The sequence below is a fragment of the Xanthomonas pisi DSM 18956 genome (assembly GCF_001010415.1).
GTDB lineage: Bacteria > Pseudomonadota > Gammaproteobacteria > Xanthomonadales > Xanthomonadaceae > Xanthomonas > Xanthomonas pisi.
In genome coordinates this window covers 38,471-59,333 of record NZ_JPLE01000048.1, presented here as the reverse complement: position 1 = coordinate 59,333, position 20,863 = coordinate 38,471, and the positions used below count along the sequence as shown (strand labels likewise).

The following is a 20,863-nucleotide window of genomic DNA, read 5'->3' as shown; positions in this document are numbered from 1 at the left end:
GGACAAGGGGTGGGGACGGGTGGGCCCGAGTGGTGCCGGCCACTTCACCAAGATGGTCCACAACGGCATCGAGTACGGAATGATGCAGGCCTATGCCGAAGGCTTCGCGCTGATGCAGCACAAGACCGATTTTGCGCTGGATCTGCATCAGGTCTCGGAGATCTGGCGCGACGGCAGCGTGGTGCGGTCGTGGTTGCTGGACCTGACCGCCGATGCGCTGCGGCATAACCCGGCCATGGACGGGATTGCGCCCTTCGTGGCCGATTCTGGCGAAGGCCGCTGGACAGTGGCCGAGGCGATCGACCTGGAAGTGTCTGCGCCGATCATCACGTTGTCGTTGATGGAGCGCTTGCGTTCGCGCGACAAGGACTCGTTCACCGACAAACTGCTGGCGGCGATGCGCAATCAGTTCGGCGGCCATGCAGTGATGAGCACGACCGCCGCAGCACCGACGATCGGCAGCAAGGACGCGTAAACGGATCGCTCGGATGGCCGCGATTGCCGAAGGGCATCGCGGTCGTTGGGCGGGTTGGGATGCAGTCGACTCGGGCACGCGTTGACGCATCAATGACCGCTGTTGGCGATGCGCCTCGCTCGCTTCGGCAGTCGGTGTTTCAGGGCGGTTCCGGGTACATGGCGTGGCGCGTGTTGCGGCGATGGACGAGCTGCGTTGCTGCCCCACATGCTGCGCAATGCAGTTGCGTGCAGTCGAATGAGCGGCGCTGTGTTGGCAAGCATCGTCATCGGGCACCGGCTGCGCGTTACCTGCGCACGCAGCCGATACCGTGGGTCAAGGCGTGCGTTTGCCATCCAGCCATTGCACCTGTCCGGTCGCAGCGCTGTGCTGCGCCAGTTCCAGCAGGTGCATGAGTTGCACGGCGTCTGCGCCGGCGACCGGGGCCGGGCCGGTACCGGCCAACGCATCGCGGAAGGCCGCATAGCACTGGCGATAATCGCCGGCCAGGTGGTCGGGATGATGGGTGTGGACGCGGCCTTCTTCATCCACCCGGGTGAGCGTGCCCGGCAACGGGTCCACGCCCCAGCCGACCGTGCCCGGGCGACGTCCGGCGCGTAACTGGTCTTCCTGGGTGTCCAGCCCGTGCTTGAGATAACTGCCGCGCGTGCCATGCACGGCAAAGCGCAGTCCGTTGTCGGCGACCAGCGAGCCGGCATGCAGGATCGCGCGCAGCCGCGGGTAGTACAGGGTGACGTGGAAGTAATCGTCGCTGCGCGCCTGGCTGCGCTGGCGTTGCAAATCCGCACCGATTGCCTGCGGCGTGCCGAACAGCTGCAACGCCTGGTCGAGCAGATGCGGGCCCAGGTCGTACCAGAGTCCTGCGCCAGGGATATCGCTCTCGCGCCAGCGGTCGCGCACCTGCGGCCGATAGCGGTCGAAGTGCGAATGAAATTCCACCACCTCGCCGAGTTGGCCTTCGTCGATCAGGCGACGCACGGTGAGAAAGTCGGCGTCCCAGCGTCGGTTCTGGAACACGCTGATCACACGCCCGGCCGCTGCCGCAGCATCGACCATGGCGCGCGCCTGTGTAGCGTCCAGCGCAAAGGGTTTGTCGACCAGCACATGCTTGCCTGCGGCCAGCGCCTGCAATGCGAAGGGCGCGTGCGTCTGGTTGGGCGTGGCAAGGACCACCGCGTCGAGCGCGGAGTCGGCCAGCGCACTGTCGAGGTCGGCAACGACGCTGACCTCGGGGAAATCGGCTTGCGCCTGCTGCGGTTTGGACGAGACCACGCTGTGCAGGCGCAGCCCTGGCGTGCTGGCGATCAGCGGCGCATGGAAGGTGTGGCCGACATAGCCGTAGCCGACGACAGCCAGATTGAACGGTTTAGCCATTGAAAACGGTTCATCGCAACGAACGAGAGAGTCTGCATGGTATTGCACACACCCGTGTGCGTGAGGTTCACAACCTCTGCATGCAGCGGTCACGTGTACTCGACGACCGCCACCGCAAGCTGCAGCCACATTCAACAGGAGCGATTCGAATGAAAACCATGATGCATGCACGTAAGCTGTTGGCGCTGACGTTGTCGCTCGGCCTGACCCTGGTTGCTTCGCAGGCATTCGCCGCACCGCAGGACATGGGCGCGCACAAAGACCATGCCGCCGGCATGAACGAATCCAAGAAGCCGGTCACCGACACCTGGATCACCACCAAGGTCAAGGCCGATCTGCTGGCCACCGACAACGTGTCGGGTACCGACGTGAAGGTCGAGACCAAGAACGGCATCGTGATGTTGACGGGCTCGGTGGCAACCCAGGCCGAGCATGACAAGGCCGTGGCTGTCGCCAAGGGCATCGAAGGCGTGAAGAGCGTCAAGTCGACCGGCCTGAAGGTCGTCGCTGCGAAGAAGTAAGCGCAGCTGCTGCGAATGCCGGGTCAGCTGCGGCGAGGCGGCTGACCCGAGCACGAGGCGCACTCTACGGAGTGCGCCTTTTTTATTGGCGCGTTCTCGCCGGCGCTTGCGCGACCAGCTCCGGCAGATGGCGTGCTGTGTATTGCTGGCAGGTGCTGATTCGAGGTGATGCCCACTATTTGCTTGCTACGTTCTCTCTGATCACCGACGCCGCTTGTCGTCGTGCGGCTATCTGTTTGTCGGTGACTGACATCCATCGACGTGGCGCTCAACGTGTAGCGATGCCTTGGGTTGGTGTCTGATGATGGGGTCGATTCGGATCGTTGAAGACGACCGCGTGCCATCTGCTGATGCGCAAGGATGCCGAGCTACTGGCGGGGAGCGTTTCGTAGCACGTATCTAGCGGCGCGCGGTCGCACTGTGTGAGCGCATATGTGGCGCGCGCAAAGAGCGGTCTGGAGCAACTGGGATGTAGATGCTTGATTGCGTAGGAGGCACCTGGCTGCACGGGGGCGGGCCGATTTGCCAGGACCATCGGGCTCGCGCGGGGCCCATCGCCGGCCACGACGCCGACAGACGGCGGCCTTCTCGCGCCATTTTCACCTTTGCTGCACTTATGATATGCCCATTCAGCTATGTCACGACGATCGCGGCATGGCTGAACCATTAATCTCGCTTGGGGCGTGATCGGAGACAATGCCGACTCGTCCTGAGCACGTGCAGCGAGCGGATACAGACCTAGCAATGCAGACAACGGTCCAAGCAGACAAATGGGATCGCTGGCGCCTGCCTTCGTTGGCGGTTGCCGTGTGCCTGATTGTGGTGGTGCCGTCGTTGCTGCTGCAGCAGATGGCGCGCAACGCCAATCAGGCCGCAGTGTGGGTGTCGCATAGCCAGGAAGTGCAGGAGACCGCGCAACGGCTGGAGGCGGCCATGCGCGATACCGAATCGGCCGCGTTGATGCGCTCGCATGGCGTGGAGCGCCCCGCCTTGCTGGAGCGCATGCGGCGTGGCCGGCGCGAGTCGATCGCGGCGGTGCAGCGGTTGATCAGCCTGACCAAGGACAACCCGCCGCAGCAGGTGCGCATGGGGCGCATCCAGAGCACCATCGAGCGCCGCCTGCTGCTGGCCGAGCGGATTGCGGTGACCACCGAACCGGCGCAGATCCGTGCGTTGATCAACGAGATGACGGTGAACAACCCGATCCGTGTGCTGATCGACGAGCTGCAAGGTGCCGAGGGGCGGTTGCTGGCGGTGCGCAACGGGCGTGCAGACACCGAGCGCCTGCACTACGCGGTGCTGAGCTGGGCCGCGCTGGCGGTGCAGATGCTGTTGCTGGCGACCGTCATCTGGCTGCTGCAGCGGCAGATCCGCCGCCGTCTTGCCGCCGAGCAGGAATACCTGCGCGCCAACGGCCGTGCCAGTTCGGTGCTGCAGACCGTGCGCGAGCCGATCGTGTTGCTGGATGCCAATCAACGCATCGTGCTGCATAACCCTGCCTTTGCCGAGTTGTACGGCCTGGAGGAGCGCGGCAACGAATTGATGGCGCTGGAAGATGTGGGCGACGGAGTCTGGCACGACCAGCAGATCCACCAGCGCCTGGCCGACGTGTTGCTGCGCGGGCGCGAACTGTGGGACTTCGAGCATGAGCAGCGCGGCGCCGATGGCGTGCTGCGCACGATGCTGATCAATGCCCGCCGCATGCCATTGCCGGATACCGTCGACGAAGACGTGGTGCTGATGACGGTCAGCGACATCAGCCTGCAGAAGGCCTCGCAGCTGCGCATCCAGGAGCTCAACCGGCAGATGGAGGGCAAGGTGGAGCAGGTGTCGGAGGTCAATCGCGAGCTGGAAGCCTTCAGCTATTCGGTGTCGCACGACCTGCGCGCGCCGCTGCGGCATGTGGCCGGTTTTTCGGACAAGCTGGCGCGCCATCTGGGCGATGCGGCCGACGAAAAATCGCGTCACTACATGGAGGTGATCAGCTCCTCGGCGCGGCGCATGGCCTCGCTCATCGACGACCTGCTGGTGTATTCGCGCCTGGGCCGCAGCGCGCTGCGATTGCAGGCAGTGGACATGCAGTCGCTGGTGGCCGAGACGCGTGCGATCCTGGATGCCAACGTGCAGAGCGAAAATACCGGCCACCGTGTGGACTGGCAGATCGCGCCGCTGCCGGTCTTGGTGGCCGACGAAAACATGATGCGCCAGCTATGGATGAACCTGCTGGGCAATGCGGTCAAGTACAGCGCCAAGCGCGAGGTGGCCAGGGTCGAGGTGACCTACACGCCGATGGCCGACGGCGGCCATCAGTTCAGCGTGCGCGACAACGGCGCGGGCTTCGACATGGAGTACAGCGCCAAGTTGTTCGGCGTGTTCCAGCGCCTGCACAAGGCCAGCGAATACGCCGGCACCGGCATCGGTCTGGCCAGCGTGCGGCGCGTGTTGACGCGTCACGGTGGCCGTATCTGGGCTGAAGGTGTCGTCGACGAAGGCGCCACGTTTTATTTCGAGCTTCCCCCTGCGCATGAAGCGCCCAACCAAGAGTTCACTGTATGACCGCCATCCGTACCATTCTTCTGGCAGAAGACAGCCCGGCCGATGCGGAGATGGCGGTCGACGCCCTGCGCGACGCGCGTCTGGCCAACCCCATCGTGCACGTCGAAGACGGCGTTGAAGTCATGGATTACCTGCTGCGTCGCGGCGCCTATGCCAACCGCGAGGAAGGCCTGCCGGCGGTGCTGCTGCTGGACATCAAGATGCCGCGCCTGGATGGCCTGGAAGTGCTCAAGCAGGTGCGCAGCGACGAGGCACTCAAGCGCCTTCCGGTGGTGATCCTGTCGTCCTCGCGCGAAGAGAGCGACCTTGCACGCAGCTGGGACCTGGGCGTCAACGCCTATGTGGTCAAGCCGGTGGATGTCGATCAGTTCTTTACCGCGGTCAAGACGCTCGGCACGTTCTGGGCGGTGATCAATCAGGCACCGGAGCTGGACTGACCCATGCCGCATGAGGGTGGCAAACTGGAGCAGCTGAAGATCCTTCTGGTGGAAGATTCGCCGGAAGATGCCGAGCTGTTGTCCGATCAGTTGCTCGACGCCGGCATCGACGCGGCGTTCGAGCGCGTGGACAGCGAGCCGTCGCTGCGCAGCGCGCTGGAGGCGTTTGCGCCGGACATCGTGCTGTCGGACCTGAGCATGCCCGGGTTTTCGGGCCATCAGGCGCTGCGCCTGGTGCGTCAGAATGGCGCCACTCCCTTCATCTTCGTCTCCGGCACCATGGGTGAGGAGACGGCGGTCAAGGCGCTGCAGGACGGCGCCAACGACTACATCATCAAGCACAACCCCACGCGGTTGCCGAGCGCGGTGATGCGCGCCATCCGCGAGGCGCGTGCAGAGCTCGAGCGCCAGCGCGTGGAGAGCGAGCTGATGCGTGCGCAACGGCTGGAAAGCCTGGCGATGCTGGCGGCCGGGCTGAGCCATGACCTGCGCAACATCCTGCAACCGTTGCTGATCGTGCCCGACCTGCTGGCCGGGCGTACCGACGACCCGCAGCTGCGCCAGCTGGCCAACGTGGTGGCCGAATGCGGCCGCCGCGGGCACGAGATGGCCGAGTCGATGCTGTCGTTCGTGCGGGGGTCCAACAAGCCGCGCGAACAGGTGTCCATCGCCAACCTGTTCCAGGCGGTGCAGATGCTGCTGCGGAGCAGTCTGCCCGATGGCGTGCGATTGCAGATGGACACGATCGCCTCGGATCTGACCATCGAAGCCAACTACACCGAATTGCAGCAATGCCTGCTCAACCTGGGCTTGAACGCGATCCAGGCGATGCCGGGCGGCGGCACCCTGGTGCTGTCGGCCGATCGCTTCGATGCCACGCGCGTGCGCATGAGCGTGGCCGACACCGGCGTGGGCATGACCGATGAAACGCGTGCGCGCCTGTTCAGTCCCTTCTTCACCACCAAGGCCGATGGCACCGGGCTGGGCCTGATTTCGTGCAAGCGCATCGTGGAAAGCTACGGTGGCAGCATCCAGGTCGACAGTCGACTGGGCGAGGGCACGCGCTTCGACATGATCGTGCCGATGCGTGCGGCAGCGACGGTGATCGCCGATAGCGAGCCGCCGCTGGCGCTGGGCCGTGGGCAGCGCGTCCTGTTGGTGGACGGCGAGGCCACGCGGCTGTCGCTGCTGGGCAATGCCCTGTCCAGCCAGGGTTACCAGCCGCAACTGGCCACCGATGGCGCCGCTGCGCTGCAACTGGTGCAGCAGCACGCGATGCCGGATCTGGTGATCATCGACAGCGACATCATCCTGCTGTCGGCGGTGAGCGTGTTGCTGAGCATGCAGGAGCTGGGCTACCAGGGACCGGCGATCGTGCTGGAAGATGTCGGCGCGCCGTTGCAGCGTGCGCATTTCCCGCCCGACATCCCGGTGCACGTGTTGCGCAAACCGCTGGAAATGCGCCGTGTGTTTCGCGCGGTAGCGCATGCGCTGGAAGTGGCCTGAGCCACGCACGCGCGCTGCGCTTGCGCCGGTAGGCCGGTGGCGCGCGCCAACAGTTGACGCTGATGCCGGCCGCATGCGCGAATACCGCATGACCACCGTGCTTCTCAGCCTCGGCAGCAACGTCCAGCCGACTCATTACCTGCGCTTGGCCGTCGCCGCCTTGCGCGCGCGCTTTGGCCAGCTCGACGTCTCCCCGGCGTACCGCACGCGGGCAGTGGGCTTCGATGGGCCGGACTTCGTCAACAACGCCGTGGCCTTGCAGACCGACCTGGAGTTGGATGCGCTCGACCACTGGTTGCATGCGCTGGAAGATGCGCATGGCCGCGATCGCAGCGGGCCGCGTTTCAGCGACCGTACCCTGGATGTGGACGTGGTGTTCTTCGGCGATTGCATCGTCGAAGGGCCGGGCCACCTGCGTATCCCGCGCCCCGAGCTCAAGCACGCCTTCGTGCTCAAGCCGCTGGCCGATATCGCGCCGGACTTCGTCGACCCGCTGAGCGGACGGACCTTGGTCGCGCTGTGGCAGGCGCATCCGCAATACGGCAGTGCGTTCGCGACGGTGGAACTGGATGCGCCTGCGCTGGGTGCTGCGCAGTAGCCCAGGCTGCGGTGCGGCACTGACGGCACAGCGGCGCGGATCGATGGGGGTGCATCGGTCTGCCAACCGCTGACGATGCACCTCACGCAACGCGCGCACTCGTGCGGCCAGAACCTGGCGAGCAGTCGCCAGCCGAGTGCGGGCGGCGCACCGAGAACCGCAGTGTACGCACGCTAGGTGCCGCACCGAGCACTGGCTGCGCCCGCCAGGGGTGAGCGCAGTCGTGCTGTCGGCGGCTCTCAGCTGAGTTGACGGCCGCCGTCCACATGCAGGGTCTGGCCGGTGATGAAGCTGGCGTCGTCCAGCAACCAGCGCACCGCCTCGGCGATCTCTTCCGGCGTGCCGATGCGCGCCAACGGCGTGCGGGCGAGCAGCGCCTGCCTGGCATCGGCGGACTTGCCTTGCTCCGGCCACAGGATGGCGCCGGGCGCGACGGCATTGACGCGCACCTGCGGTGCCAGCTCCAGCGCCAGCGAGCGGGTCAGCATCTCCAGCGCGCTCTTGGAGGCGCCGTAGAGCGGATGGTTGCGCATCGGCTGCTGCGCATGCAGGTCGGTGAGATTGACGATGGCGCCGCGGTGCTGGCGCAACTGCGCGGCAGCGGCCTGCGCGATGAAAAACGGCGCGCGCGCATTGACCGCGAACAATTCGTCCCACTGCGCCGGTGTGGCGTGACCAAGTGCCGTGGGATAGAACGCCGAGGCGTTGTTGACCACGCCATCCAGGCGGCCGAACGCGTCGATGCACTCGTCCACCAGTTGCGCAGGTGCCTCCGGCAGGCGCAGGTCCGCGTGCAAGGCCTGCGCGCTGCCTGCGCGTTGCGCGCACAGCTCGGCCACGCGCGCGCCGAGCGCGTCGGCGGACTGATGTGCATGCAGGGCAACCCGGTAGCCGGCGGCGTGCAGGGTGGTGGCGATCTGTGCGCCGATGCGCCGGCCTGCGCCGGTGATCAACACCACCTTGGAACTGTCTGTCATGGCGTACTCGCTCGGCGTTGCAAGGGCTCGGCTATCCTGTGCATTGTCCCCGCAACCGGTGCCCGCATGCACGCCGACCTTCCCACCCCCGATTCGGACGCGCTGGCGCACAGCGACCGACTGGCTGCGCATGTGCGCGCCGAGATCCAGGCCGCTGGCGGTGCGATTCCGTTTTCGCGCTTCATGGAGCTGGCGTTGTATGCGCCGGGTCTTGGGTACTACAGCGCCGGGTCGAGCAAGTTCGGCGAGGCCGGCGACTTCGTCACCGCGCCCGAACTGGGCCCGTTGTTTGCGGCCACCGTGTCCGGTGCGCTGGCGCCGGTATTGCAGCAGCTTGGGCCGCAGGCGCGCATGCTGGAAGTGGGCGGTGGCAGCGGCGCATTTGCCGAAGTCACGCTCAAGCGGTTGCTGGAGCTGGACGCGTTGCCCGAGCGCTACGCGATTCTCGAACCCAGCGCAGACCTGCGCGAGCGTCAGCGCGAGCGCCTGGGGCGCAGCCTGATCCCGCCGGTGTTCGATCTGGTCGAATGGCTGGATGGCCCGTTCCCGGACGATTGGGACGGCGTGCTGTTCGCCAACGAGGTGATCGATGCGCTGCCCACGCCCCGCTTTGCGATACGTGAGGGCGAGGTCTACGAAGAAACCGTGGTGCTCGATGCGCAGCAGCAGTTTGCGCGTGGCGAGCAGCCGGCCGATGCGTTGTTGAGCGCGGCAGTACGGCATCTGGAGCGCTATCTGGAGCAGCCATTCGCCGATGGCTACCGCTCCGAGCTGCTGCCGCAGCTGCCGTACTGGATCCAGGCGGTGGCCGGCGGTCTGAGACGCGGTGCGATGGTGTTTGTCGACTACGGATATCCGCGCGGCGAGTTCTATCGCGCGCAGCGCGAGGACGGCACCTTGCGTGCGTTCTATCGCCATCGCATGCATGAAGACCTGTATCGCTGGCCCGGTCTGCAGGACCTGACGGCGTCGGTGGATTTCACCGCGCTTGCGGAGGCGGGCACCGGTGCCGGCTTCGAACTGGCCGGTTACTGCACGCAGGCGAGTTTCCTGTTGGGCAACGGCCTGGATGGCTTGCTGGCGCAGGCCGATACGCGCACCGATGAAGTGGGACGCATGCGCCTGCGCGAGCAGATCAAGCGGCTGACCTTGCCCAGCGAGATGGGCGAGCGCTTTCAGGTGATGGGCTTCGCGCGCGATGTGGACATTGCGCCTGCATTTCTGGCCGGCGATCTCACATGGCGGCTGTAACGCAGACGCTGCGCCCGTTTCATCGGCCGCGGGTGTGGGTGGGGTTATGGATCGCTGCGATCGTGGTGGTGATTGCGGTCTGCCTGGGGCCGCCGCCGGAGATTCCGGAGCTGCCGGATAACAGCGACAAGGCCGAGCATTTTTTGACCTTCGCGCTGTTGTGCTGGGGTGCGGTGCAGTTGTTTGCCACGCGCCGCGCGCAGATCGCCGCAGCCATCGGTCTGGTGGCTCTAGGCATCGGCATCGAGATCGCGCAAGGCGCACTGACGACCAATCGAAGCGCCGACCCCTACGATGCGCTGGCCGACACGCTGGGCATCGCTGCCGGCTTGTGCCTGGCATGGACGCCGTTGCGTTTTGTGATGTTGCGGATCGATCAGCACCTGTTTGCGCGGCGTTGAGTTGCGCGCGCAGCGCATGCGTGCAAGAACGCATGCGTGCGCCAGGCATGCTCGTTCCCTCGGCGATGTGCCTGCGATGGCGTACTGGCGCGTCGGCAGCGAGCACCGCGTCGTTGTGGCAGCCGACTGCGGTGCCCGACGTCCCAGATCCTGCGCATGGCCGCTGCATCGATTGGCAGCCATGCGCACATCGTCGGATGAAGCGTCAGTCCCAGCCTTTGGATGGGCGAGTTACAGTTTCATGTTCAAGCCAAGATAGAGCTGGCGCCCTGCCGCTGGCGAAAACATCGGCTGCGCCTGCGTCCAGAAAAAACTGTCGTACCACACGTAGGCATACTCGCGGCCGGTGGCGTTGCGGACCTGCAGATCCACGCTCCAGGCGGGAGTGAGGGTGTATCTGGCGGTGAGATCCAGGGTGGCGAAGCCGCCGTACTTGCCGGCCACGTTGCGCTCTTCCAGATAGTAATCGCCTTGCGCGCGGCCCTGCATGCCGAGGCGCAGCGCAGCGGTCGGGCGGTACTCGACGCCGATGTTGCTGATGTAACGCGGTGTAGCGGCCACTTCGCGGCCGGCCAGCGACACGCTGGCATCGCGGTCGTCGCGTTCGATCTTCGCTTCCTGGTACGCATGCGATGCCCACAGCGTCCACCTGTCGCCCAGCTGCGCATTGATCTGCGCATCCACGCCGCGCCTGCGTGTCTTGCCCAGGGTGACGGTGGTACCGGTGGCGGGCATGTTGGAGACTTCGTTGGCAGCGTCCTGTTGCCACACCGCGATGCGCGCCTGGCTCCCCTGGAACGGGCTGAATTTCATGCCCAGTTCCATGCCGGTGTTGGTGGATGGGCGCACGTCTGGCTGCCCGGCGGTGAGGTAAGCCGGCGCAGTGGAGCCGGTCAGTACCTGGAAGCTGCGGCCCCAGTTGGCATAGACGTTGGTGGTCGGGGTGAAGGCGTAGACCAGGCTCAGTTTGGGTTGCTCGATGGTGCCGTAGCGCTGCAGCGGTGCGCGAATGCCGCCCGGCAGTTGGGTGTGGCCATCGAAGCGGTCCACGCGGTAGGCCGGCACGATCTTCAGCGCCTCGATCGGCTGATAGATCGCCTGCACGTAGGCGCCCCAGTTGTCGAAGGTATGGCGGTCGTCGTTCTGGATGCGTGCCGGGGGGGCGTTGAAATTGGTGGGCTCGGCGTAGCTGAAGCGCTCGCGTCGGTAGGCGTTGTCCTGATGCTCGTAGTTGACGCCGCCTTCCAGGGTGAGCATGTCGTTGCTGCGCCAGGTCAGCGTGTTGAGCATGCCGACCTGGGTCTCGTCCCAGATGCGGCGCTGGCGTGGCGCATTGCCGGTGGGCAGGTCGCTGAAGGTCACCTGGCGGTCGTCCAGATAGCGGTTGTAGTAAAGCTTGGTGCCAAAGAACAGTCCTTCTGCCAGCTTCAGATCCAGATGGACGCCGAACTGGCGCATGTCGCGATCGTCGCCGTCGTTGCGGTTGCGCAGGTCCGAGCTGCGACGGTCTGCCTGCATTTCCGCTGCGGTCATGAAACCGGGTTCGTCGGCCTGATTGTGATAGACGCGTGCGGTCAGGCCGATGCGCATGCCGTCGTCGAGGTTGCCGTAGAACCACTTGCCGCCCAACGAATATTTGCTGGAGGTGTCGTGGTCGCGGTAGCCATCGGAGGCCTGCACGCCGACGAAATAGTTCTGCGCAAACCCGTCGCGTTCGCGGCCCACGGCCAGCTGCCCATCGCGGGTGTTGAAGCTGCCATAGGTCAGGCGCGCTTCGGTGTAATTGCCGCCCTGACGCGTGCCGAAATTGATGTTGCCGCCGATGTTGTGCAAGCCGTAGCGCGGATCATTGGTGCCGCGCACCACCTCGATGTAGCTGATGTCCAGCGGGAACAGCATGTCGATGAAGCGCTGGTTGCCACTGTTGACGTTGCTGGGAATGCCGTCGATCAGCGTCTTGATCGCATTGAGGTAACCCTCGCCGTTGAAGGCACGAAAGCTGACCTTGCCCGATTCGGCGCCTTGCCGGGTTTCGGTGAGCTGGATGCCGGGCATCTGCCCGAGCAGCTCCCAGCTATAGGACACGTTCTTGTCCTCGATCTGGTCGGCACCCAGCACGTCCACCGAGGTCAGTACCTGATGCGCGGTGAGTTGGCCTTCGCCATGCTGGTGGACATCGACCTTGCCGAGCGTCAGCGCCGAATCGGACGACTGCGCACGTGCCTGGGCGGCAAACAGGACGGCAGCAACTGCCGCCACGAGAATCTGGATCTTCATGGATCGAACGACACCGATGCGAAAGAGCTGATCACCCCATGTGTCAGCGAATGAAATATTATAACATATGTGACGCGCATCTCTGGCGGCTTGCGGACGTCGGCGGGGACGCGTGTTCTGTACGTCCTATGGGCAGGCGCTTGGAGCGTCGAGCACGCGCCTTGCTGGGCGCGTTTGCCCGCTCAGTCGGGCATGCGGGCTGCGCGTTCGCGCAGCCATTTGGTCGCCACCCACTTTTCGCCGGCCAGGACCGGGGCGCCGGCATGCAGGCTACGTGTCATCGGGTGCGGGCGGTCGTAGCTGAAAAACACCGCATTGCCCTTGATCGCGGCAATGTCCAGATGCACATCGGGAAAGCGCGTGGCCCCGCCGCGCTCGGGTGTGTTGAGGTACATCACCATCGAGGCGACGCGTTGCCCGCCGGCCTGCAGCAACATCGGCGTGCCCGCTGCGTCGGGGTCGAAGTAATCGTAGTGCGGCTGATATTCGGCGCCGGTGCCGTAGCGCAAAACCTGCAAGCCTTCGCCGTGATCTACCGGCCAGTCGAGCAGGCGGGCGATACGCGCTTCGATGCGTTGGCAGAGCGCATCCTGCCCGAGTTGCAGACACATGCTGTCGCTGGTGCGCGCGGCATGCACCACCTGCGCGCCGTTGGCGTTGTCCACGGTGCGCGAGCGCGCAAGGCGTGGCTGCGCGAGTGCGATCAATGCATCGCATTCGGCATCGGACAGAAAACCACCCAGCACCATCACGCGCGGCAAGCGCATGCGCATCAACACGCACACCTGACGATCGCCCAGATCCAGCAGCGATGCATCGCTGTCGTGCAGCAGCGCCGGCACGCGAACCGGCATCGGCAGTCCATGTGTCTGCGCGTGCTGCTGGATGTGCGCACGCACCAGCGCTTCGACTGCATCGATGGCGTCCTGCTCCTCCCAGCCACGATCCAGCAGCGGTTGTAGCGCCTGCTCGGGCGGTTGGCCGGCCAACGCCTGCGCCACGATCCAGTCGGCCAGGGCGGTGGGGATATCGGTCGATGTCATCCCGCTACAGTGCATGCCAATGTGTGGCAGACATGTGTCAAATGTGTCGTGGTAAGACAAATGCAACAGACGGCACCTATAAAGGTGACGGGGATCTTGAACGTGCTCGCCACTGCAGTGAGCGGAACGCTACCAATTCTTGACGACTCCTCTTCATACCGGACCCTTTGACCTGGAGATCAGCCGCATGTCCGTTCGCAATAGCAGCAAGACACTTCTCATGACCTTTGGCACCGCATTGGCGTTGTCCGCCTGCGGTGGCGGTGCCGATCGCGTCGCCTCGCCTGGCGAAGGCGCGTTTCCGCCCGCACCGGCACCGACCCCGGCGCCCACGCCTGCACCAACGCCGGCTCCGACACCCACGCCGACCGGCCCGGCCGCGGATTGCCCGAGCGGTTTTTCCAATGTCGGCACCATCGCCAACAACACGCTGCGCGCCTGCCAGTTGCCGGAGACCATCACCGGCAACCTGGTGGTGCCCGCGCGCGCCGGTACCGCGTATTCGATCAGCGGCCGCGTCAACGTCGGTACCGACCGCGGCGGCGACGCCACCGCGCCGGCGGCCGGCAGCGCGCAGGGCGTGCTGACCATCGAGCCGGGCACGACCCTGTACGGTTCGTCGGGCAGCGACTACATCGTGGTCAATCGCGGTTCGCAGATCTTCGCCGAAGGCAGCGCCAGTGCGCCGATCGTGTTTACCGCGCGTCAGGCGCTGGAAGGCCAGGTCAACGCGAACACCATCGGCCTGTGGGGCGGCATCGTGGTGCTGGGCCGTGCGGCGATCAACAATTGCCCGGGCACCACCGTGTCCGGTACGCCGCAGTGCCAGGCGCAGGTCGAAGGCACCAACGCGTTCTATGGCGGCAATAGCGCCACCGACAACAGCGGTTCGATGCGCTATTTGCGCGTGATGTATTCGGGCTTCGAAATCTCGCCCAACAACGAGCTGCAGGGCATCACCCTGGCCGGTGTGGGCAGCGGCACGCGGCTGGACTACGTGCAGATCCACAACAGTTCCGACGACGGCATCGAGTGGTTCGGTGGCACGGTCAACGGCAGCCACCTGGTCATCACCGGCGCCGACGACGATTCGCTGGATACCGACGCCGGTTGGAGTGGCGGATTGCAGTTCGGCATCGTGGTGCAGCGCGCCGGCGGCGGTGACCGCATGAACGAGTGGAGCAGCCTGCGTCGCCAGCCGTATTCGCGCCCGAAGGTGGCCAACTTCACCTACGTGGGCAATGCGCGCGCCGGTGCGGCGATCATGCTCAATCAGGGCACCCAAGCCGCGTTCTACAACTCGGTGTTCACCCGTCCTGCCGGCGGCACCGGCGATGGCCTGGTGTGCTTGAACATGGCCGATACCGATACCACGGGCACGTTCCACTCGGTGTTTTTCGCCTGCCCGACGGCGTTCGGCAGCGACCCGCGTGCGGCCAGCCAGTTCGCCGCCGGTACCAACAATGTCGCCAACGGCGTGTCGACCTTGCAGAACACCTTCATCAATGGCGCCAACGAAACCGCAGTGCCGGCGTTCCAGGGCCTGAACGGGGTGAGCAGTTTCTTCCAGCAGGTGAATTACATCGGTGGCGTGCGTGATGCCAACGACACCTGGTGGCAGGGCTGGACCTGCGGACTGACCGCCGATCGCCCCTGCTGAGGCACGGCATCGCACGGCGGCCAGCGCGCCGCCGTGCGATGCGTCCAGCTTCATCTTTCTGTTGTCAGGGCTCCCACGATGCGAACCTTCGCTGTTGCCCGTCTTTCGCGGACGGGCCTGTCTCTTTCCATTTCCACCTTGCTGCTGTCCGGCGCCGCCATGGCGCAGTCGACCGGCAGCGATGCCGCCGGCGGCAGTGGCAGTTCCAGTGCTGCCGCCATTGCGCCCAAGCAACTCGACCAGGTCGTGGTGCGCGGCGAGTACATTCCCGAGCCGATGCTGCAGACCTCCGAAGTGGCCTCGTTCGTCACCCGCGAGGACATGGAGCGCACCGGCGACAGCAGCGCCGCGGTGGCGCTGACGCGTGTCACCGGCCTGAGCCTGTCGCGCGGCAAGTACGTCTATGTACGCGGCCTGGGCGAGCGCTACTCGTCGGCGTTGTTCAATGGATCGCCGCTGCCGAGCCCCGAGCCGATGCAGCGCGTGGTGCCGCTGGATCTGTTTCCCAGCGACGTGCTGCAAAGCGTGACCGTGCAAAAAACCTATTCGGCCGATTATCCGGGCGAATTCGGCGGCGGCGTGATCGATCTGCAATCGATGACGGTGCCGGACAAACCGTTCCTGTCGCTCACCGTGGGCGGCGGCGCCAATAGCGTCAGTACCGGCGAGAAGGGGTTGACCTACTACGGATCCGGCGATGACGAGTGGGGCTATGACAACGGTGCGCGCAAGCAGCCTGCCGCGTTGCGCGATGCCATCCGTACCGGGCGGCGCGTGGACCTGGGCAATTTTTCGCGCGATGACATTCGCCGCATCGGCCGCAGCATGAACAACGCCAACCTGTATGTGCTGCAGGAAAAGGACAGCATCGATCCGGACGTCAATGTCGGCGGCAGCGCCGGCTACAGCATGGACATCGGCGAGGCCAAGCTGGGCATTCTTGCGGTGGCCAGCTATGACAACGAATGGCGCACACGTACCGGCAAGCAGCAGGACGGCATCTTTGTCGGTGATGGCGTGGAGTTCAATTCCAATTACGACTTTGCGACCACGCGCAACAACGTGCGCACCAACGGCATGCTGGGCCTGGGTTGGGAATATGGCCGCCACACCATCGGCTGGACCACCTTGTATGTGCATGACACCCTCAAGGTGGCGCGCAGCCGCGCCGGCCGCGACGAGCTGGCCGGATTCGATGTGCGTGACGACAACACCGAGTGGTATGCGCGGCAGTTGATCAACAATCAGCTGCTCGGCTCGCATGCGTTCGGCGAATACGACGATCTCAAGATCGAGTGGCGCGCGGCGGTGGCCAATGCCAGCCGCGATGTGCCGTACGAAACCGGCATCCGTTACGAATTGCTCGATGGCTACTGGGCGCACGATGCCTCGCGGGTGCAGAACTACACGCGCTTCAGCAAGGTCGACGACAGCGTCGCCAGCGGTGGCGTGGACGTGACCTGGCGGCTGCCGATCGAGCACGACCTCACCGTCAAGGGCGGGTTGGCGTATCTGGACAACGACCGGACCGCGTGGAGCCGCGAGTTCCGCTTCCTGGCGCTGGACGGCCCGTTGCCATTCCTGAACCAGTATCAGCGCGTGGATTACCTGATCTCCGACTACAACCTCAGCAACGATCTGCTGCGGCTGCGCGAGACCACCGGCAGTTTCGGTGCGGCCGCGTACGACGCGACGCTGAAGGTCAAGGCGGCGTACCTGCAGGCAGAGGGCGAGATCGTGCCGACCCTGCGCGCCACCGTCGGCGTACGTTATGAAGACGCCACCCAGGCGGTGCATCCGTACGACATCTTCAGCGGCGCACGCCAGGACAGCGTGGCACCGTTGCAGAACAGCTATGCGCTGCCATCGGCCACGGTGACCTGGAACTTTGCCGACAACCAGCAGCTGCGCTTCGGTGCGTCCAAGACGATCGCGCGGCCGCAATTCCGCGAGATGGCACCACAGCAGTATCTGGACCCGGATATCGACCGCCAGTTCTTCGGCAACCCGTTCCTGATCGACAGCGAACTGGTCAATCTGGATGCACGCTACGAATGGTTCTTCGAGCCGGGCCAGTACGTCACCGTGGGCGCGTTCTACAAGAACATCGACAAGCCGATCGAAGCCATCGTCAACGACGCGCCCGGTGGCGGCATCGTGCAGAGCTTCATCAACGCCCCCAAGGCCACGTTGTACGGCATCGAGCTGGAAGCCAAGAAGTATCTGGACGTGCCGGTCGCGGCCGATTGGTGGGGCGACAAGCGCCTGTTCGTGTCCGGCAACTACACGCGCACCACCTCCGAGGTGAGCGCCAGTGCCGGCGATAGCGTGCAGCCGTTCGGCTTCAGCGCACCGGTGCAGGCCAACCTGTTCATTCGCGACGGCTCGGCGTTGCAGGGACAATCGGACGATATCGCCAACCTGCAGATCGGTGTGGAAAGCGAGAGCACGCACAGCCAGGCGACCTTGATCGCCAACTACGTCGGCGAGCGTATTTCTGCGCGTGGTCGCCCGGGTCAGCCGGATTACATCGACAAGCCTGGAACGTCGCTGGATCTGGTGATCAAGAAGGGCCTGGTGTGGTCGGGCGATACGCTCTCGGTGAACTTCGCCGCACGGAATCTGCTCAAGACCAAATACCAGGAGTTCCAGCGCGAGGGCAGCAGCCGGGTCGATCTGTACACCTACCAACCCGGCATCAGCTATGACATCAGTGTGACAGCGCGTTTCTGATCCACCCGGCGTCGGTCGGATCGCAAACGCCCGCTGTGCTTGCCATGGCGGGCGTTTGCGTTTTGCCGCATGTCGGTTTGTGTCGTCTGGTGTCATCGATTTCTTCGAACTGACACATTGCTGCCGCATTCTGTCATCCGATCGCAATCCTTCAGCCGGATGTCTGCTTTGCACCGCGCCTTGCCCTCGTTGACTACCGTCATGTCGTCGCATGCCGCACGCACGGCACTGGGCTGTGCGCTGGTCGGGTTGCTGGCACTGCAAGGGCTGCGCCTGCTGTGGTTGCTGATCACACCGGTCGGTCCGCTTGGTCACGCACAGCCGGCCACAGGCACGGCATCGGACTGGTCTGCATTACGCCGCGACGTGTTCTATCGCAGCGTTGCCGACAGCACCAGCGAAGGTCTCGTGTTGCATGGTGTGCGTGCGGATGTTGCCCAGGCAGCGGCCTACCTGAGTGCTGGCGATGGTCGTCAAGGCGCCTACCGCGTCGGCGATACGGTGGTGCCAGGTGTGGTGTTGCAAGCGGTCGCCGCCGACCATGTGCTGCTGCGAACCGGCAGCGGCGTGCGCCGCCTGGCACTGCTCGATGCCGCACCGCAGACGCTTGCGACAGCGCCACCGCCAGCGGACACGGCGGCAGCAGGTTCCGTCTCCGGCGTGATGTCCAACGTGGGCAACGCAACGGCAGCTGCAGGCGCAACCGCCGTCGACCCGCAACACCTGTTGAGCAGCGCCGGGCTGCGTGCAAGCGCGGACGGCAGCGGCTTCACCATCATGCCGCGCGGCGATGGCGCGCTGTTGCGTCAGGCAGGCCTGGCAGCAGGCGATGTGCTGACCCAGATCAACGGCCGCACGCTCGATGCCGAACACCTGCACGAGTTGCAGGACGAACTGCGCGATGGCCAGGCGGCCACGCTGACCTACCGCCGCGATGGCCAGATCCACACCATGACCTTGAAGCGCCCGCAATGATTGCTGCTCGCCCCTTATGGCTGTTGTCGGCCACGTTGCTGTGCGTGTGCGCCGTCACGCCGGTCGTTTCGCTGCGGGCCGCCGATGCGCCGGCAGTGCGGCTGCAGGACGTGGACCTGCGCGCCTTCATCCAGGATGTCTCGCGCGCCACCGGCATCACCTTCATCGTGGACACCCGCGTGCAGGGCACGGTCAACGTGGCGCGCGCGCAGGCGATGTCCGAAGCCGACCTGCTCGGCATGCTGCTGGCGGTGCTGCGTGCCAACGGCTTGATGGCGGTGTCCAGTGGTCCGTCGACCTATCGCATCATTCCCGACGAGACCGCCGCGCAACAGCCGGGCAGTGCCGCCAGCGGCAATCTGGGGTTTGCCACGCAGGTGTTCACGCTGCAGCGCGTGGATGCGCGCAGTGCGGCAGAGATCCTCAAGCCGCTGATCGGGCGTGGCGGCGTGATCATGGCGATGCCGCAGGGCAATAGCCTGTTGATAGCCGACTACGCCGACAACCTGCGCCGCATTCGCGGGCTGGTGACGCAGATCGATACCGACCGCGCGGCCATCGACACGGTGACCTTGCGCAATAGTTCCGCGCAGGAGCTGGCACGCACATTGACCTCGCTGTTTGGCCAGGCCGGCGAACGCAGTGCGGTGCTGTCGGTGTTGCCGGTGGACAGCAGCAATTCGTTGATCGTGCGCGGCGACCCGGCGCTGGTGCAGCGCGTGGTACGCACCGCGGTGGATCTGGACGGACGCGCCGAGCGCCGCGGCGATGTCAGCGTGGTGCGGCTGCAACACGCCAGCGCCGAGCAGCTGCTGCCGGTCTTGCAGCAGCTGGTCGGGCAGACCCCGGGCAATGAGGCGCGAGCCGGGCAGGACACGCGTTCCAATGCCGTGGATGTGGCGGCAGCCGCGGGCACCGCACAGACCCAGGTGATTGCGCCGGCCGCCGGCAAGCGCCCGGTGATCGTGCGCTACCCCGGTTCCAATGCCTTGATCATCAATGCCGACCCGGAAACCCAACGCGCCTTGATGGATGTGATCCGCCAGCTGGATGTGCATCGCGAGCAGGTGCTGGTGGAAGCGATCGTGGTGGAGATTTCCGACACGGCAGCCAAGCGCCTGGGCGTGCAGCTGCTGCTGGCTGGCCGCAACGGCACCGTGCCGTTGATCGCCACGCAATACAGCGGTGCATCGCCGGGCATCGTGCCGCTAGCCGCCGCGGCGGCAGGAACGCGCAGCGGCAACGACGATGACGATTCGGTGCTGGAACAGGCGCGCAATGTGGCTGCGCAATCGTTGCTGGGGCTGAGTGGCGGCTTGATCGGTCTGGCCGGGCAAAGCAACGATGCGGTGTTCGGCATGATCATCGATGCGGTCAAGAGCGATACCGGCTCCAATCTGCTGTCCACGCCATCGATCATGACGCTGGACAACGAGCAGGCGCGCATCCTGGTGGGCCAGGAAGTGCCGATCACCACCGGCGAGGTGCTTGGCGCGGCCAACGACAACCCGTTCCGTACCATCCAGCGCCAGGACGTTGGCGTGGAGCTGGAAGTGCGCCCGCAGATCAATACCGCCGGCGGCATTACGCTTGCGATCAAGCAGGAAGTCTCGGCGATTGCCGGGCCGGTGAGCGCGCAATCGTCGGAGCTGGTGTTCAACAAGCGTCAGATCGAAACGCGCGTGGTGGTGGAAAACGGCGCCATCGTCGCGCTCGGCGGCCTGCTCGATCAGAACGACCGCCAGACCGTGGAAAAGGTGCCGTTGCTGGGCGATGTGCCGGGCCTGGGCGCACTGTTCCGGCACAAGTCGCGCAACCGCGACAAGACCAACCTGATGGTGTTCATCCGCCCGACCATCATCCGCGACGCGGCCGACGCGCAGCGCATGACCGCGCCGCGCTACACCTATCTGCGCGACCGCCAGCTGGCCGACGGCGACCCGGAAGCCGCGCTCGATGCCCTGGTGCGCGATTACCTGCGCGCGCAGCCGCCGCAGTTGCCGGCCGGACCGTCGTCGGCCGTGCCTGCACCGGCAACAACGCCTGCGCCCGGCGCACGTCCCGTGCAGCGCTGATGCC

15 protein-coding genes and 1 pseudogene are annotated in these 20,863 nt (G+C 65.3%); 12 read left to right on the top strand and 4 right to left on the bottom strand.

The genetic code is table 11. The features are described 5' to 3' along the window. Positions 1 to 475, top strand: a pseudogene (locus tag Y887_RS12210) (6-phosphogluconate dehydrogenase); the annotation flags it as partial. Positions 476 to 790: 315 nt separating this feature from the next. Here the strand turns inward: Y887_RS12210 and Y887_RS12205 are convergent. Then, the gene (locus Y887_RS12205) at positions 791 to 1,849 is read right to left on the bottom strand and encodes an oxidoreductase (protein WP_046964589.1); all 1,059 of its coding nucleotides are present in this window, start codon (positions 1,847 to 1,849) and stop codon (positions 791 to 793) included. Positions 1,850 to 1,998: 149 nt separating this feature from the next. On the opposite strand from Y887_RS12205, the gene Y887_RS12200 reads away from it, so the two are divergent. The 5 genes from Y887_RS12200 (at position 1,999) to folK (ending at position 7,467) form a co-directional block, all read left to right on the top strand. Next, positions 1,999 to 2,370: a BON domain-containing protein gene (locus tag Y887_RS12200; protein WP_046964588.1), complete on the top strand. Its 372-nt coding sequence runs from the start codon at positions 1,999 to 2,001 to the stop codon at positions 2,368 to 2,370. A 744-nt stretch (positions 2,371 to 3,114) separates the two neighbouring features. Beyond that, a complete protein-coding gene (locus Y887_RS12195; RefSeq protein WP_046964587.1) occupies positions 3,115 to 4,926 on the top strand; it encodes a sensor histidine kinase in 1,812 nt (603 codons plus the stop codon). Beyond that, complete coding sequence (locus tag Y887_RS12190; RefSeq protein ID WP_046964586.1) at positions 4,923 to 5,363, top strand: response regulator; 441 nt, start codon at positions 4,923 to 4,925, stop codon at positions 5,361 to 5,363. The genes Y887_RS12195 and Y887_RS12190 overlap by 4 nt, the downstream gene beginning before the upstream one ends. A 3-nt stretch (positions 5,364 to 5,366) precedes the next feature. Next, complete coding sequence (locus Y887_RS12185; RefSeq protein WP_046964585.1) at positions 5,367 to 6,869, top strand: ATP-binding response regulator; 1,503 nt, start codon at positions 5,367 to 5,369, stop codon at positions 6,867 to 6,869. Positions 6,870 to 6,957: 88 nt separating this feature from the next. Continuing rightward, positions 6,958 to 7,467 (top strand): 2-amino-4-hydroxy-6-hydroxymethyldihydropteridine diphosphokinase, encoded by a 510-nt coding sequence (gene folK / locus Y887_RS12180; RefSeq protein WP_046964584.1) that lies wholly within the window; start codon positions 6,958 to 6,960, stop codon positions 7,465 to 7,467. 239 nt (positions 7,468 to 7,706) lie between these two features. On the opposite strand, the gene Y887_RS12175 is transcribed toward folK, so the two are convergent. Then, positions 7,707 to 8,444, bottom strand: a complete 738-nt coding sequence (locus Y887_RS12175; RefSeq protein ID WP_046964583.1) for a pteridine reductase — start codon at positions 8,442 to 8,444, stop codon at positions 7,707 to 7,709. Positions 8,445 to 8,510: 66 nt separating this feature from the next. On the opposite strand from Y887_RS12175, the gene Y887_RS12170 reads away from it, so the two are divergent. Next, positions 8,511 to 9,695, top strand: a complete 1,185-nt coding sequence (locus Y887_RS12170; protein ID WP_046964582.1) for a class I SAM-dependent methyltransferase — start codon at positions 8,511 to 8,513, stop codon at positions 9,693 to 9,695. Beyond that, positions 9,683 to 10,096: a VanZ family protein gene (locus Y887_RS12165; protein WP_046964581.1), complete on the top strand. Its 414-nt coding sequence runs from the start codon at positions 9,683 to 9,685 to the stop codon at positions 10,094 to 10,096. Before Y887_RS12170 ends, Y887_RS12165 begins: the two co-directional genes overlap by 13 nt. Before the next feature lie 231 nt (positions 10,097 to 10,327). Here the strand turns inward: Y887_RS12165 and Y887_RS12160 are convergent, their stop codons facing one another. Next, the gene (locus Y887_RS12160) at positions 10,328 to 12,373 is read right to left on the bottom strand and encodes a TonB-dependent receptor (protein WP_046964580.1); all 2,046 of its coding nucleotides are present in this window, start codon (positions 12,371 to 12,373) and stop codon (positions 10,328 to 10,330) included. 182 nt (positions 12,374 to 12,555) lie between these two features. After that, positions 12,556 to 13,416 carry a 2OG-Fe(II) oxygenase gene (locus tag Y887_RS12155; RefSeq protein ID WP_046964579.1) on the bottom strand — a complete coding sequence of 287 codons (861 nt, stop codon included), beginning with the start codon at positions 13,414 to 13,416 and terminating at the stop codon, positions 12,556 to 12,558. Between the two features lie 187 nt (positions 13,417 to 13,603). Here Y887_RS12155 and Y887_RS12150 point away from each other — a divergent pair, with 187 nt between their 5' ends. The 4 genes from Y887_RS12150 (at position 13,604) to gspD (ending at position 20,859) form a co-directional block, all read left to right on the top strand. Next, entirely contained in the window at positions 13,604 to 15,076 is a 1,473-nt protein-coding gene (locus Y887_RS12150; RefSeq protein ID WP_046964578.1) for a beta-helix domain-containing protein, read from the top strand. A 78-nt stretch (positions 15,077 to 15,154) separates the two neighbouring features. Beyond that, positions 15,155 to 17,809 (top strand): TonB-dependent receptor domain-containing protein, encoded by a 2,655-nt coding sequence (locus Y887_RS12145; protein ID WP_046964577.1) that lies wholly within the window; start codon positions 15,155 to 15,157, stop codon positions 17,807 to 17,809. A gap of 159 nt (positions 17,810 to 17,968) precedes the next feature. Next, complete coding sequence (locus Y887_RS12140; RefSeq protein WP_046964576.1) at positions 17,969 to 18,784, top strand: type II secretion system protein N; 816 nt, start codon at positions 17,969 to 17,971, stop codon at positions 18,782 to 18,784. After that, positions 18,781 to 20,859 carry a type II secretion system secretin GspD gene (gene gspD / locus Y887_RS12135; RefSeq protein ID WP_046964575.1) on the top strand — a complete coding sequence of 693 codons (2,079 nt, stop codon included), beginning with the start codon at positions 18,781 to 18,783 and terminating at the stop codon, positions 20,857 to 20,859. Before Y887_RS12140 ends, gspD begins: the two co-directional genes overlap by 4 nt. Positions 20,860 to 20,863 lie beyond the last annotated feature (4 nt).

What these genes read in the sequence shown, in the direction of transcription:
- Y887_RS12200 (WP_046964588.1), top strand. Translation starts at nt 1,999, where the DNA reads ATGAAAACCATGATGCATGCACGTAAGCTGTTGGCGCTGACGTTGTCG.
- Y887_RS12155 (WP_046964579.1), bottom strand. Translation starts at nt 13,416, where the DNA reads ATGACATCGACCGATATCCCCACCGCCCTGGCCGACTGGATCGTGGCG.
- Y887_RS12140 (WP_046964576.1), top strand. Translation starts at nt 17,969, where the DNA reads ATGTCTGCTTTGCACCGCGCCTTGCCCTCGTTGACTACCGTCATGTCG.
- gspD (WP_046964575.1), top strand. Translation starts at nt 18,781, where the DNA reads ATGATTGCTGCTCGCCCCTTATGGCTGTTGTCGGCCACGTTGCTGTGC.
- folK (WP_046964584.1), top strand. Translation starts at nt 6,958, where the DNA reads ATGACCACCGTGCTTCTCAGCCTCGGCAGCAACGTCCAGCCGACTCAT.
- Y887_RS12165 (WP_046964581.1), top strand. Translation starts at nt 9,683, where the DNA reads ATGGCGGCTGTAACGCAGACGCTGCGCCCGTTTCATCGGCCGCGGGTG.
- Y887_RS12205 (WP_046964589.1), bottom strand. Translation starts at nt 1,849, where the DNA reads ATGGCTAAACCGTTCAATCTGGCTGTCGTCGGCTACGGCTATGTCGGC.
- Y887_RS12185 (WP_046964585.1), top strand. Translation starts at nt 5,367, where the DNA reads ATGCCGCATGAGGGTGGCAAACTGGAGCAGCTGAAGATCCTTCTGGTG.
- Y887_RS12145 (WP_046964577.1), top strand. Translation starts at nt 15,155, where the DNA reads ATGCGAACCTTCGCTGTTGCCCGTCTTTCGCGGACGGGCCTGTCTCTT.
- Y887_RS12150 (WP_046964578.1), top strand. Translation starts at nt 13,604, where the DNA reads ATGTCCGTTCGCAATAGCAGCAAGACACTTCTCATGACCTTTGGCACC.
- Y887_RS12170 (WP_046964582.1), top strand. Translation starts at nt 8,511, where the DNA reads ATGCACGCCGACCTTCCCACCCCCGATTCGGACGCGCTGGCGCACAGC.
- Y887_RS12175 (WP_046964583.1), bottom strand. Translation starts at nt 8,444, where the DNA reads ATGACAGACAGTTCCAAGGTGGTGTTGATCACCGGCGCAGGCCGGCGC.
- Y887_RS12160 (WP_046964580.1), bottom strand. Translation starts at nt 12,373, where the DNA reads ATGAAGATCCAGATTCTCGTGGCGGCAGTTGCTGCCGTCCTGTTTGCC.
- Y887_RS12190 (WP_046964586.1), top strand. Translation starts at nt 4,923, where the DNA reads ATGACCGCCATCCGTACCATTCTTCTGGCAGAAGACAGCCCGGCCGAT.
- Y887_RS12195 (WP_046964587.1), top strand. Translation starts at nt 3,115, where the DNA reads ATGCAGACAACGGTCCAAGCAGACAAATGGGATCGCTGGCGCCTGCCT.